Annotated in this window: 11 protein-coding genes and 1 tRNA gene; all 12 read right to left on the reverse strand. The window is 38.4% G+C overall.

Going from position 1 to position 13,852, the window contains the following annotated elements:
* Positions 1-322: 322 nt before the first annotated feature.
* Positions 323-396 (reverse strand) — tRNA-Arg (locus tag VLZ86_RS02110).
* A 119-nt stretch (positions 397-515) separates the two neighbouring features.
* The gene (locus tag VLZ86_RS02115) at positions 516-965 is read right to left on the reverse strand and encodes a GatB/YqeY domain-containing protein (protein ID WP_325448239.1); all 450 of its coding nucleotides are present in this window, start codon (positions 963-965) and stop codon (positions 516-518) included.
* Between the two features lie 213 nt (positions 966-1,178).
* Positions 1,179-3,074, reverse strand: a complete 1,896-nt coding sequence (ftsZ, locus tag VLZ86_RS02120; RefSeq protein WP_325448240.1) for a cell division protein FtsZ — start codon at positions 3,072-3,074, stop codon at positions 1,179-1,181.
* A gap of 135 nt (positions 3,075-3,209) precedes the next feature.
* Positions 3,210-4,538 carry a cell division protein FtsA gene (gene ftsA, locus VLZ86_RS02125; RefSeq protein WP_325448242.1) on the reverse strand — a complete coding sequence of 443 codons (1,329 nt, stop codon included), beginning with the start codon at positions 4,536-4,538 and terminating at the stop codon, positions 3,210-3,212.
* 3 nt (positions 4,539-4,541) lie between these two features.
* Positions 4,542-5,165 carry a cell division protein FtsQ/DivIB gene (locus tag VLZ86_RS02130; RefSeq protein ID WP_325448244.1) on the reverse strand — a complete coding sequence of 208 codons (624 nt, stop codon included), beginning with the start codon at positions 5,163-5,165 and terminating at the stop codon, positions 4,542-4,544.
* Positions 5,166-5,244: 79 nt separating this feature from the next.
* The gene (gene murC / locus VLZ86_RS02135) at positions 5,245-6,603 is read right to left on the reverse strand and encodes a UDP-N-acetylmuramate--L-alanine ligase (RefSeq protein ID WP_325448246.1); all 1,359 of its coding nucleotides are present in this window, start codon (positions 6,601-6,603) and stop codon (positions 5,245-5,247) included.
* Between the two features lie 51 nt (positions 6,604-6,654).
* Positions 6,655-7,761 carry an undecaprenyldiphospho-muramoylpentapeptide beta-N-acetylglucosaminyltransferase gene (murG, locus tag VLZ86_RS02140; protein ID WP_325448248.1) on the reverse strand — a complete coding sequence of 369 codons (1,107 nt, stop codon included), beginning with the start codon at positions 7,759-7,761 and terminating at the stop codon, positions 6,655-6,657.
* A 124-nt stretch (positions 7,762-7,885) separates the two neighbouring features.
* Positions 7,886-9,079 carry an FtsW/RodA/SpoVE family cell cycle protein gene (locus VLZ86_RS02145; protein ID WP_325448250.1) on the reverse strand — a complete coding sequence of 398 codons (1,194 nt, stop codon included), beginning with the start codon at positions 9,077-9,079 and terminating at the stop codon, positions 7,886-7,888.
* Between the two features lie 125 nt (positions 9,080-9,204).
* The gene (gene murD, locus VLZ86_RS02150; protein ID WP_325448252.1) at positions 9,205-10,536 is read right to left on the reverse strand and encodes a UDP-N-acetylmuramoyl-L-alanine--D-glutamate ligase; all 1,332 of its coding nucleotides are present in this window, start codon (positions 10,534-10,536) and stop codon (positions 9,205-9,207) included.
* A 173-nt stretch (positions 10,537-10,709) separates the two neighbouring features.
* Positions 10,710-11,951 carry a phospho-N-acetylmuramoyl-pentapeptide-transferase gene (gene mraY / locus VLZ86_RS02155; protein WP_325448254.1) on the reverse strand — a complete coding sequence of 414 codons (1,242 nt, stop codon included), beginning with the start codon at positions 11,949-11,951 and terminating at the stop codon, positions 10,710-10,712.
* A gap of 141 nt (positions 11,952-12,092) precedes the next feature.
* Positions 12,093-13,556, reverse strand: coding sequence for a UDP-N-acetylmuramoyl-L-alanyl-D-glutamate--2,6-diaminopimelate ligase (locus VLZ86_RS02160; protein ID WP_325448256.1), 1,464 nt, complete (start codon positions 13,554-13,556; stop codon positions 12,093-12,095).
* Positions 13,556-13,852 (reverse strand): PASTA domain-containing protein (locus VLZ86_RS02165; protein WP_325448258.1); only part of this gene is annotated, 297 nt, incomplete at its 5' end. The genes VLZ86_RS02165 and VLZ86_RS02160, both read right to left, overlap by 1 nt.

Consider the following 13,852-nt stretch of genomic DNA (forward strand, 5'->3'; position numbering starts at 1 on the left):
TTATCCTTGCATAAAGTAATGCATTGTTGTTTTTCGCTTTTTTGGGATTCACCCAGAAGCGGATGCTAAATGTTTTGGAAGTACGCATAGTTGTCGTCTTTAAATGAAACAATTCTTTTAAGACAAAAGTCAAATCAACTATACCAAGTAAATTTAGTTATTTTTCTTTAAAAGAGACCCGAGGTCTCTTTTAAAAAAAAGGTCCCCTTTTAGCCACCATTTTAATTCGAACCATATAAATTCAAATGAACCCATAAAAACCTAAAAACCAAGCAATTCCTAAAACTTGCTTGGTTTTGACATCCTTTGAAGATGCTTAAAGTGACCACGAAGGGATTCAAACCCCCGACCGCTGGAGCCGAAATCCAGTGCTCTATTCAGCTGAGCTACGTGGCCATAAATCCCTGCGAAAGCAGGGATCTCATTTTAGGTTAATCTAACCTATACTACTATCATTGGTTGTTCTCCTTTATAAATCACATTCCTTAAAATGCCATCTCAAAGAACCATTATTTTTAAGCTAATTTACGCTTCACAATATTGGAAATCGTTTTCCCATCTGCCTGTCCTGCCAATTGCTGATTGACAATACCCATGACCTTTCCCATATCCTTCATACCTTCTGCACCCGTGTTTTGGATCGTTTCAATAACCACTTTCTCTATTTCTGCTTCGCTTAACTGTGCAGGCAAAAACTGACTGATGATTTCGGCTTGCGCCAATTCTGGTTCTGCCAAATCACTTCTATTTTGTTCGGCATAAATTGCTGCACTATCCTTACGCTGTTTTACCAACTTTGACAAGATCTTAATTTCTTGTTCCTCAGTAATTTCTTCTTTGGAGCCAGTTTCTGTCTGAGCAAGAAGGATTTCGGATTTAATGGCTCTTAATGCTGCCAAAGCGTCTTGATCTTTATTCTTCATTGCTGCCTTCAAAGCAGTCATCAAATTTTCTTGTAAACTCATGGTTTAATTTTTTGATGCTGCGAAGATAATAAAAAGAAGGGAGTGTTCCATTAGAGAATAGCGGGATAATTACAAATAATTTTGAACAGGTTTTTAATTCCATCCATTTATAATTCAATTCTGAGATTCCTAGCCACCACAGGAATAAAAAACCCAGATAGCAGTTAAACTATCTGGGTTTTTAAAGTGTACAACACCGAACTAAATTTGCTATTAATCGACGTTATCGTGTAAAAATGAATTGTTACTTCGCAACTGGATGTCATCATTATCATCAAGACCCACCGAGGTTCTTGAAGACTTCAAATCAGAAGAATATCTATTATCTTCTAGATTGACGCCTTGTCGCTTATATGCTGGTTCTTTTTCAATTTCGTCTACTTTTGCCGAACTGAATTTATAATTAAAGTCTTTCATTTTACGTCTTCTTTCATCGGCGCGTTCTTTTAACATGTCAGAAATTGGACTTGTCATTGGATCTACTTCTTCCGGTGCCGTAGTTTCTTGTTGCGTCGGAATCACTTTCTTTTCAAACACAACATCTTCTTCAGGTGCAGGCTGCTGTTTGGATTTTGTTTTGTTAATTGAAGACTCATAAGTCATGAAATCATCAAGAGCGTAGCGCTTTTCACCATTTTCATCCGCTTGGGTGACAGAAATAATTTCAACAGGGTCGTTCACCTTCATATTCTTTGTATCATTATCCAATTCAAAAAGAATGCGGTTCTCTTTTTTTGGAGTCTCTTCAATTTTCTGATTGAATAATGGCAAATCAAAAGTAAGTGTAATCTGTTCGTCCTCCTCAAAAATCTCTTTTGGAGCTTCTGCCTTGAACGGTTCAATTGGCGTTATGATAAAATCATCTTCTTCAACACTGTCCAATACTTCGTCATAAACAACATTAAGGTTTTTGATGAATTCCGTAGTTGGGATCAATCCCATCTTAACATCTTTTTTCTCCTCCTCTTCCACCAAAGTGTGGATTACTACTTTTTCTTCTTCCTTTTCAAGAACAATGTCCGGGGTTATAATTGCTGGCTCACGTTCTTTAACTTTAACATCATTATCATCTTCTAAAGCATGAATAACTTTCTTAGTCTCAGTGTTTGAGATCTCATCTTGTTGTTCAATATCAAAACCCGTCGCAATAATGGTCACTGAAATAGACTCTTCTAGATTTTCATCCTCCCCAACACCCATGATGATGTTTGCACCATGACCCGCTTCATTTTGAATATGGTCGTTGATCTCTCCTATTTCATCAATAGTAATTTCCTGAACCCCTGAAACGATGAGCAACAATACGTTTTTGGCTCCAGTTATTTTATTGTCATTTAATAGTGGCGAATCAAGAGCTCTCATAATGGCATCTTGCGCACGTGTTTTACCAGATGCTGTAGCAGAACCCATAATGGCCGTTCCGCTATTGCTTAAAACGGTTTTAGCATCGCGTAAATCAATATTTTGTGTATAGTGATGGGTGATCACCTCAGCAATACCTCTTGATGCGGTTGACAATACCTCATCGGCCTTGGAGAAACCTGCTTTAAAGCCTAAATTTCCATAAACTTCACGAAGTTTATTATTGTTGATGACCACTAAAGAATCACAATGACTTCTTAAGGTCTCAATTCCTTTTTGGGCCTGTTCATTTCTTATTTTTCCTTCAAATAGAAATGGCATCGTCACGATACCTACGGTAAGAATTTCCAATTCCTTGGCCATTTTGGCAATTACCGGAGCTGCTCCAGTACCTGTGCCGCCACCCATACCTGCTGTGATGAATACCATTTTTGTATTGGTATCCAACATCCTGCGGATATCCTCTAAACTCTCCAGTGCGGCTTGCTCGCCCACTTCCGGGTTTGCTCCTGCACCGAGACCTTCGGTTAAATTAACACCTAGCTGAATTTTATTTGGGACACCACTATTTTGAAGGGCTTGTGAATCGGTGTTGCAGATGACAAAGTCAACGCCTTTTATTCCTTGTTGAAACATATGGTTAATGGCATTACCGCCGCCGCCGCCAACTCCTATCACTTTAATGACGTTGGATTGGTTTTTTGGCAAATCGAATGCGATGTTTCCAAATTCATTTTTATTGCTCATAATGTTTTGGGTTTTTTCTGGATTCTTAATTAATATTTTTTACTTTTTTTTTGATTGGTACCGACCGGGGCATGCATTGTAGCTACCTTCTTCCGCTACGACACGGCATGCGTTGCGACAAGGCATGCCCTGTCGCTACTCGGCATTATCTAAAAAATCTTTGACGCGTTCCGTCAATTTATCTAAAAATGATCGTCTTTCCTTTCTTGGTGGAACAATCGGTTCTTCTTCTATTTTCAATGAAGGGGCTTCTAACTCTTCTTTAATTTCTTCCGCTTCGGCTTTCTCAATCCGTTTGCGTTCCTGACGTTTTAATCCGTCCATCACCAAACCAACTGCCGTTGCATACAATGGACTCGCAATCTCTTCATCACTGTCGCCAGCTAAATGCTCATTTGGAAACCCAATTCTGGTGTCCATTCCAGTGATATATTCCACCAATTGCTTTAAATGTTTAAGCTGTGCGCCACCACCAGTCAATACAATACCTGCAATGAGTTTCTTCTTTTGTTCTTCGTGTCCATAATTTTTTATTTCAACATATACCTGCTCCACAATCTCCACAACACGTGCATGAATTATTTTTGACAGGTTTTTAAGGGTGATCTCCTTTGGCTCTCTTCCTCTTAATCCAGGAATGGAAACAATTTCATTGTCCTTATTTTCCCCCGGCCATGCAGAACCAAACTTTATTTTTAATAGTTCGGCCTGCTTTTCTATAATAGAGCAGCCTTCCTTGATATCCTCCGTAATCACGTTACCTCCAAAAGGAATGACTGCGGTATGACGAATAATGCCATCTTTAAATACAGCCAAATCCGTTGTACCACCTCCTATATCAATCAAAGCAACACCCGCTTCCTTTTCTTCTTGGCTCAAAACGGCGTTGGCGGATGCCAAAGGCTCCAAGGTTATCCCTTCCAACTCGAGGCCTGAACTCTTTACGCAACGTCCAATATTTCTGATGGATGATACTTGCCCCACCACCACATGGAAATTGGCTTCCAATCGGCCGCCATACATACCAATAGGTTCCTTGATTTCAGCTTGTCCATCAATTTTATATTCCTGTGGCAATACATGGATGATCTCTTCTCCAGGAAGCATGACCAGTTTGTGAACCTGATTGATCAATCGGTCAATATCCTCTTCGTCGATGACCACTTCAGAATTGGCACGTGTGATATAATCGCTGTGTTGCAAACTTCTGATGTGTTGTCCCGCAATTCCCACAGTTACTTCTTCGATTTTTACACCGCTCTCAGCTTCTGCTTCTTGAACTGCCTGTTGGATTGATTGAATGGTTTGTGTAATATTATTGACCACCCCTCTGTGCACACCCAAACTTTTGGCTCTTCCAATTCCTAAAATTTCGGCCTTGCCATATTCATTTTTACGACCGATCATAGCTACAATCTTCGTCGTACCTACATCCAATCCTACTGAAATTTTATTATTTTCCATCCTTTACTTTTTGGTACATATAACCTGTTTATCAAATCTGAGATTAACGGCACTATAACTATTTAATGTGCCATCCTTCATGGCTTTTTGATAGAAAGCCTTAAGATTATTTATCTTTTTATCCAATCGGTCCAATGACCCTAATTGTATCCTAAATTCATTTAATCTAAATCTTAGATCAATACTTCCATTTTCATTCTGGTGAATTTCTGTAACGTGGTTCTTTAAAAACTCATCGCTTTGAACTTTTTTAGCAACAACAAACACATTATTCAAATCATTCTTAGTCACAAAACCAGTAACTAAAGGCACTCTTGATGAGTAATTTGTTGATAACGGCATATAAGAACCTTCATCATCAATATAATAAGATGCGTTTGTACTGACTCTTGCTATAGGTTTCTTTTGTTCTATCTCGGCGGTCAATGTGCCATCAACGTTGATGAACACTTGCGCGCGCTTGATCATGACGTTGGCGTTCAGGGCAGATTCCAAGTCGTTCAAATCTATAGTTTCTTTAGGCTTGTTGGAAACACTTTCCTGGTTTTGTATTAACAACTTACTAACAGCCTCATGCGTTACAAATAAATTCTCATCACCCAAGAACTTTATATTTGGTTCACTCACTTTCCTGGCCGAATTCCGAATGGAGGAAAACGCGAAAAGAAAGATCACCAAAAAAAGCAATCCAAGGATTTTTATATGATTATAATTTATTTTCAAGTTCTAAAGCTTGTTTTATATATTTTACTTGTTCTCCAATATCTCCAGCCCCAATAGTTAAAATAACCGGTGCCCCTGAGGCTAATATTTCTGAAACCAACTCCGATTTCTGTACTAATTTCTTGTGGTCATTTTCAATTTTTGTCAATAACCATTCTGAGGTAATCCCTTCCATTGGCAATTCTCTTGCAGGATAAATATCAAGCAATATAATTTGGTCAAATTGCGAAAGGCTTTTTGCGAAATCATCCGCAAAATCACGGGTCCGACTGTACAAGTGTGGCTGAAAAATAGCCAGCACCTTTTTCCCCGGATACATTTCCCGAACCGCTTGGTGTACAGCATTAATTTCTCCAGGATGATGTGCGTAATCATCAATAAACACCAAGTCTTCCGTTTTGATTTGGTACGTAAAACGTCTTTTAACCCCTTTATAAGATGCTAAAGCTTTGGCGAGCTGTTGGTGAGGGATACCATATTCGACAGACATCGCCAAGGCCATTAGTGCATTCGACAGGTTATGTCTTCCAGGTAGGTCAAATTTAAAATTGTGTAGCGTTTCATTTGGCGTTTTCACGTCAAACTCATAACTGCCATTGATTATTTTTACATTTTGGGCGGAATAATCCGAATCATCTTCTATTCCGTAAGTAATACCTTTAACCGGCAACCCATTCTTCACGAACAACTTGCCGTTTGGTTTTAGTTTTTTCGTGAACTCAATAAATGATTTTTCAAGTTCCTCCGGTTCACCATAAATATCAAGATGATCAGGCTCCATTGAGGTCAATCCAGCCATATCTGGAGATAAAGTCAGAAACGATCGGTCAAATTCATCAGCTTCAACCACGGTAACTTCAGTGCCTTTAAGGATAAAATTGGAATTATAATTTTCACTCACACCTCCTAGAAACGCGGTAACAGGCACATTGCATTCATAGAGCAAATGTCCTAAAATACTTGTCGTGGTGGTTTTACCATGAGTTCCAGCAACCGCCAAACAAAAGGTATTTTTAGTAATTTCTCCCAAAACTACAGATCGCTTTAACAATTCAAAATTTTGATCTTTGAAATAGTTAAACTCTAAATGCCCCTTCGGTATTGCAGGTGTATAAACAACTAGCGTGTTACTAGGATTCAAGAATGCCGATGGTATTTTCTCAATAGAATCTTCAAAATGAATCTCTGCACCAAGCTCTTCCAAAGCAACGGTGATATCGGTTTTGGTCCGGTCATAACCAGCCACCAACTTTCCTTCTGCAATAAAATAACGCGCAAGCGCACTCATTCCGATACCTCCGATGCCGATGAAATAGACGTTATTTATTGTTTTTAGGTTCACTGTTTATTCATTTAAGACAAAACTTAATTCTTAATACTATATTCTAGCAACTTAATTCTTTCTCAATAATTTTTCAACCTCATCCGCAATATCTTTTGTCGCGTTTACCAAGGCGAGTTTCTTTATATTTTCACTCAAGAGCTGTTGTTTTTCTGCGGATGCCACCAATTGCGCAAATCGGTTTTCAAAATCCACATCCAAATCCGCTTCTTTAATTAATAATGCCGCATCTCTATCAACAACAGCCATGGCATTTTTAGTTTGATGGTCTTCCGCCACGTTAGGTGACGGAATGAAAATTACCGGCTTCCCCACCACACACAACTCTGAAACAGAACTTGCTCCCGCTCTCGAAATTATAAAATCTGCAGCGGCATAAGCCATATCCATAGAATTTAAAAAAGCATGGACCTGTACATTTTCAGTGTTATTATACTTTTTATAAACATCGTGATATAATTTTCCGCATTGCCAGATCACTTGAACGTTTTGGGTTTGAAAAAACTCCAATTCTTTTTCGATCAACTCATTGATTCTCCTGGCACCTAAACTTCCTCCCAAAACCAGTAAGGTATGCTTCCCATGCTTCTGATTAAAGAAATCCTTTGCCTCTACCGACTTATTATCAATCTGCAACAGATCCTGACGAATCGGGTTTCCAGTCTTTATCAATTTATCTTTCGGAAAAAAACGCTCTAACCCATCATAAGCAACACATATTTTATCTACTTTCTTTCCCAATAATTTATTGGTGATGCCAGGAAACGAATTTTGTTCCTGGATCAAACTCGGAATTCCCTTAGCCGCGGCAACCTGCAAAAGCGGGCCGCTTGCAAAACCTCCCGTTCCGATAGCGACATCCGGTTTGAAGCTTTTAACAATCTTTCTGGCTCGCAACAAACTCACAATTAATTTTGCAGGAAAAGCCATGTTTTTCAATGTCAACTTACGCTCAATACCTGAAATCCAAAGCCCCTCAATTTTATAACCAGCCTGAGGAACTTTCTCCATCTCCATCCGATCCAAAGCGCCCACAAAAAGAAACTCCGCATCCGGAAAACGAGATTTCAGCTCATTCGCAATGGCAATCGCAGGATAAATATGACCTCCTGTCCCGCCGCCTGAGAGAATGATTTTGTATGTTTCTTTTTTAGTCACTTATATCTTAAATTTCAAATACTAACAGCTTAAATAAAATGCTGAAGTATTACAAATTATTATTTAATGTAAATCTACAAGATTTTTAAAACCTTGCAGGTTGATGATCTGTCCTTCAGGTTAATTAAATTGCTTCACTCAATATTTCCAATGGATTGTCCAACCCTTCTTCTTGTTCTTTTAATTCCTCACGTTTTGCACTCACACTTAAAACAATGCCTATAGCCATGCAGGTCATCCAAATGGAGGTTCCTCCACTACTGATTAATGGCAAAGTTTGTCCCGTTACCGGAAACAACTCTACCGCCACCGCCATATTGATAAAAGCCTGAAATACGATAGGCAAACCGACACCAAGTACTACTAATTTACCAAAAACCGTATCTGATTTCTGGGCGATGATCACAATCCGAAAGAGCAGCCAACAATACACCACCAAAATAACCAACCCGCCTATCATCCCATACTCTTCCACTATAATGGCAAAAATAAAATCGGATGTTGATTGTGGCAAAAAGTTCTTTTGAACACTCTTCCCAGGACCTAAACCCGTTATTTCTCCTGTTGCAATGGCAATCTTTGCTTTTTCAATTTGATAATCGGCCTCTGTGTCCTCACCATTTGAAAAGTTTTCAATCCGGCTCATCCACGTATCAATACGGTTTGGCATGGCCTCCGGAAATGCTTTAGCCGTCAAAATAAACAACCCTAAAACCAAGACACCGGTACCAATAATTACCACCAGATAACGAATTGGATAACCTCCAATAAAGGTCAACATCATCACCATGGCAAACATAATTGCCGCGGTTGAAAAGTTAGCAGGAAGTATTAAAATCAACACTAAAAAAACGGGCATCCATAACGGTAAAATTGTCTCCTTAAATGTTATGTCCCTATCTTGGATCTTGGATAAATAGCGCGCCACATAGACCATCAATACCACCGCCGCAAATGTGGAGGTTTGAAAGGACATTCCCACAATGGGGATTTGAATCCAGCGACTCGCGTTTGCACCATCAATGGTATTTCCTTGAAACATAGTCAGCACCAAAAGAATCAAAACAATGGGCAACATGACCAAGGACAATCCTCTAAAATAACGATAAGGCACCCGATGAACTCCATACATAATGACAAAGCCCAAGAATAGATGCATGAAATGCTTAACAAAAAACGAAAACGTACTCCCCGAACTTGCAGTATAGGCCAAATTACTGGAAGAACTGTAGACAGGAAGGAATGAGAAAATTGCCAACAATGCGACAATTGCCCAAATCAATCGATCTCCTTTTATGTTTTTATATATTGCGTCCATGTTCATTTTGACATTTTCCTAAACGGAAAACTTATCTACTTTTAATCTTTATATCCTAAATCTTACTTTTATTCCTTTTTCAGAGGCCATTCCTCCAAAGCCAAACTCAAAAGATCAAGATGGGTTTATAAATTTCTTACAGCATCTTTAAATTGCCGTCCTCTATCCTCATAATTCTCAAATAAATCAAAGCTTGCACATGCTGGCGATAGCAATACAGAATCACCAGTTTCAGCTAGTTTATAGGCAATTTTAACGGCTTCACTCATATATTGCGTTTCCACAATAGTATCCACCATTTTTCCGAAAGTACTTAGCAGCTTCTCATTGTCAACGCCAAGACAGATGATTGCTTTTACCTTTTCATTAATAAATGGAAACAATTCTCTGTAATCATTGCCCTTATCAACACCTCCTACAATCCAAATTGTTGGCGATTCCATACTATCCAATGCAAAATAAGTGGCATTGACATTGGTTGCTTTTGAATCATTGATATACCGAACCTTATTTATTTTTAATACGTGCTCCAAACGGTGTTCAACACCTTGAAAGTTTTCTAAGCTTTCACGAATGGTCTGTTTTCTTATCTTTAACAAATGCGCTACGGTTGATGCAGCCATTTGATTTTTAATATTGTGTTTGCCTTCTAAAGCTAAATTTTTTGTTGACATAATTATTTGATTCTTATCTATCGTTATTTTTATCTCTTCTTGGTCTAAATACGCACCATTTTCAATAATTTTCGTCAATGAAAATGGTAATAATGTGGATTGAATTTCATGTGATTTGAGCCATTCAGTAATTACTTCATCATCGGCATCATAGATCAGGTAATCTTCTTTGGTTTGATTCATTACGATTCTGAACTTTGAAGCGATATAATTTTCAAACTTGTAATCATACCGATCCAAATGATCTGGAGTAATGTTCAGTAAAACGGCGATATGCGGCTTAAAATCCACAATGTCGTCCAATTGAAAACTGCTAATTTCCAGCACATAATTGGGATAATCATGTTCTAAAATCTGCTGGGCAAAACTTTTACCGATATTTCCAGACAAACCAACCTCCAACTCTTGTTTCAAAATATGATGGATTAGGCTTACCGTGGTGGTTTTACCATTGCTTCCGGTTACACCCACAATAGTTGCATTGGTGAATTTTGATGCAAATTCAATTTCAGAAACCACTTGAATCCCTTGCGCTCTTATCTGCTTTACCAAAGCCACTTTGTCAGGTATTCCCGGGCTTTTCATTACTATTTCGGCATCAAGTATCTTAGACTCGGTATGCTTTTCATCTTCAAATTCAATCTCATTATGTATAAGAACGTTTTTGTACTTTTCTTTAATTTTTCCTTTATCCGAAAGGAATACTTTGTAACCATTTGCCTTTGCTAAAAGCGCTGTTCCCACACCGCTTTCTCCACCTCCCAAAATCACTATCTTTTTCATTTACGATTTTAGATTTACGAGTTAATCAATGGATTGTAATTCGCATCATATGGTCTCCTAGTCGGGAATTTTGCACATAAGTGCCAACAATCCGAAGCAAACTTTCTAGTTCTATTTTTAATTATGTCCTTCATTCCAATCGTACTTCTTAAATCGTAATTCGTACTTCCAGGTTATCTTAATTTTAAGGTTACAATCGACACAATAGCAAGTAAAATTCCCACAATCCAAAAACGCGTGACTATTTTACTTTCATGGTAACCGGATTTCTGATAGTGATGGTGCAATGGCGCCATCTTAAAAATCCGTCGTCCTTCGCCATATTTATTTTTGGTATATTTAAACCAACTCACTTGCATTACAACCGACAAATTTTCAACTAAAAAAATACCACATAACACTGGAATCAACCATTCTTTACGTACTGCAATAGCAATTACTGCAATTACGCCACCTATGGTCAAACTTCCTGTATCTCCCATAAACACTTGCGCTGGATAGGCATTATACCAAAGAAAACCAATAAGCGCTCCTACAAATGCAGCGATATAAATAGTGATCTCTTCCACCCTTGGGATATACATAATGTTGAGATAATCTGAAAAAATAATATTTCCAGACACCCAGGCAAAAATGCCGAGGGTGAGCACAATTATTGCCGAAGTCCCTGCTGCCAGTCCGTCAATTCCATCTGTCAAATTCGCTCCATTTGAAACTGCGGTGATAATAAAAATCGTTGCGAGAATGAAAATAATCCACGTGTACTTTTCTAGACCTGGACTGATCCACGTCACTAGTCGGGCATAATCAAATTCATTTTCCTTTACAAATGGAATGGTGGTTTTTGTCGATTTCTCCTCCGCCTTAAACAACTTTGCCGCTTCAACATTAGGGCTGGAAGCCAAGATTTCCTTTTGTTGCACCGTTGGTAATTTCTCCCGAATGGTAACATCATCATGAAAATAGAGGGTGGTCCCCACAATAATCCCCAATCCGACTTGTCCCAAAACTTTAAACCGCCCTTTTAGCCCTTCTTTATCATTCTTGAATTTTTTAATATAATCATCCAAAAACCCGATGGCTCCCATCCAAAGTGTGGTTACCACCAATAAAATGATATAGATATTATCAATTTTGGCAAACAAAATCACCGGAATCAAGGTTGCGATAATGATGATGAGTCCACCCATGGTTGGGGTTCCCGCTTTTTCTACCTGACCATCCAATCCCAAGTCCCTAATGGTTTCTCCTACTTGCTGTTTTTGCAAAAATTTAATAATGCGCTTACCGTAAATTGTTGATATCAACAACGACACAATAATCGTCATGGCCGCCCTAAACGTGATAAATCCGAAGAGGGAAGATCCGGGAAAATCAAAGTGTTGTTTTAAATATTCAAAGAGGTAATAGAGCATCTTGTATTGGTTTCTTGTTTTTGGTTTAAAGTTTCTAGTTTGCTGAAACTTTAGTTATTGGTTATTAGTTATTTTTTATTCTTATTATTTATTTCAATTTTTCCATTTTCATCCTTTGTGCTTCGTGCTTCCAACTTCAATCTATTTTCCTAGCTGTTTCAAAAATTCCTGGACTATTTTATAATCATCAAAATCGCTTTTGACGCCTTTAACTTCCTGATAGGTTTCGTGCCCTTTTCCTGCAATGAGAATGATATCATTGGGCTGTGCCATTTGACAGGCGGTTTTAATCGCTTGTTTCCTATCGGTAATGGAAACCGTTTTTTTATAATTTTGAGGTTCTACGCCCTTTTCAATATCTTCAATAATCTTTTCAGGGACTTCACTTCTTGGATTATCACTGGTGAAAATCACTTTTGTACTTAAAGCTGATGCGATATGCCCCATCTTAGGACGTTTTGTTTTATCTCTATCGCCGCCGCAACCAACTACCGTGATCAATTCTTCGTTTTTAGTGCGAATACTGTTGATGGTTTCTAATACATTTTGCAACGCATCGGGCGTATGTGCATAATCAATAATGGCGGTTATTTTATCTTCAGAAATCAAATACTGGAATCGCCCTGACACGCTTTCCAACTCGCTTATCAAACGCAGATTCTCCACCTTTTCAAGACCTAACAAATCTGCAGCAGCGTAAATAGCTAAAATATTGTAGGCATTGAAATTACCTATCAAGCGCGTCCATACCTCATTATCATTGATTTTGAGCAAGAGGCCGGTAAACTGATTTTCTAATATATGCGCCTTATAATCGGCGTAGGTTTTTAAGGCATAAGTATATTTTTTTGCTTTGGTATTTTGGAGCATGACCAAACCATTCCGATCATCAATATTGACCAAGGCAAAAGCGTCTTTCGATAAATTATCGAAGAATGATTTTTTAACATCCCTATATTCTGCAAAAGAGCTGTGATAGTCCAAGTGATCGTGCGACAGATTGGTAAAAATGCCACCTTCAAAATGAAGGCCTTCCGTCCTGTTTTGATGGATGCCGTGTGAACTGACTTCCATAAAGCAAAACTCTATGCCGGCAATACTCATCATACTCAAGTACTTATTGATGGTCAAGGAATCTGGAGTGGTATGTGTGGCGGGATATTCTTTAGTATCTACCATCACTTTAACCGTGGACAACAAACCCACTTTAAATCCGGCCTTCTTAAATAAATGATACAATAAAGTAGCTACAGTGGTCTTGCCATTAGTTCCGGTTACACCTATCAATTTTAAGTTAGTCGAAGGATTATCGTAAAAATTGGCTGCCATAAACGCCAACGCTCTACTTGCACTTTCAACTTCTATATAAGTAATGCCATTTTGCAACGTCTCTGGTAAGGCTTCGCAAATAATCGCAATGGCTCCATTTTCAATCGCCAAATCGATGTATTGATGGCCATCTGTAATTGTGCCCTTTATGGCGACAAAAACATCATCTTGCGCAATGTTTCGAGAATCGAAATCAATGGCATTGACAGGCACGCTCGTACTGCCAACTACTGAGTTGATGGTGACCTTATATAATATGTCCTTTAATTGTGCCATTATATATTTAAATAGACTTCTTGATCGCGTTTGATCTTAACGCCTTGTTCAATGGATTGCTTTTTGACCACGCCAACACCTTCGATCTTTACCTTCAATCCCATATTTTCCAAAAGCGCCAAGGCATCCATTGTTGGCATTCCGGTGACATCGGGCATGATGGTTTTATGAGTTTGCGCAACGTTATAATATTTTTCAAAATCTTTAGTAACCACCGAGTTTTGAAAATCTAAAGTTTCGACCTCATCTGTAATAGGTGTATCGGTAAATATTTTTTGTGCAATTTTTTTAAAAAC

It is taken from the genome of Gelidibacter sp. (assembly GCF_035515035.1).
Lineage (GTDB): Bacteria > Bacteroidota > Bacteroidia > Flavobacteriales > Flavobacteriaceae > Gelidibacter.

What these genes read in the sequence shown, in the direction of transcription:
- VLZ86_RS02115 (WP_325448239.1), bottom strand. Translation starts at nt 965, where the DNA reads ATGAGTTTACAAGAAAATTTGATGACTGCTTTGAAGGCAGCAATGAAG.
- ftsZ (WP_325448240.1), bottom strand. Translation starts at nt 3,074, where the DNA reads ATGAGCAATAAAAATGAATTTGGAAACATCGCATTCGATTTGCCAAAA.
- ftsA (WP_325448242.1), bottom strand. Translation starts at nt 4,538, where the DNA reads ATGGAAAATAATAAAATTTCAGTAGGATTGGATGTAGGTACGACGAAG.
- VLZ86_RS02145 (WP_325448250.1), bottom strand. Translation starts at nt 9,079, where the DNA reads ATGGACGCAATATATAAAAACATAAAAGGAGATCGATTGATTTGGGCA.
- murD (WP_325448252.1), bottom strand. Translation starts at nt 10,536, where the DNA reads ATGAAAAAGATAGTGATTTTGGGAGGTGGAGAAAGCGGTGTGGGAACA.
- mraY (WP_325448254.1), bottom strand. Translation starts at nt 11,951, where the DNA reads ATGCTCTATTACCTCTTTGAATATTTAAAACAACACTTTGATTTTCCC.
- VLZ86_RS02160 (WP_325448256.1), bottom strand. Translation starts at nt 13,556, where the DNA reads ATGGCACAATTAAAGGACATATTATATAAGGTCACCATCAACTCAGTA.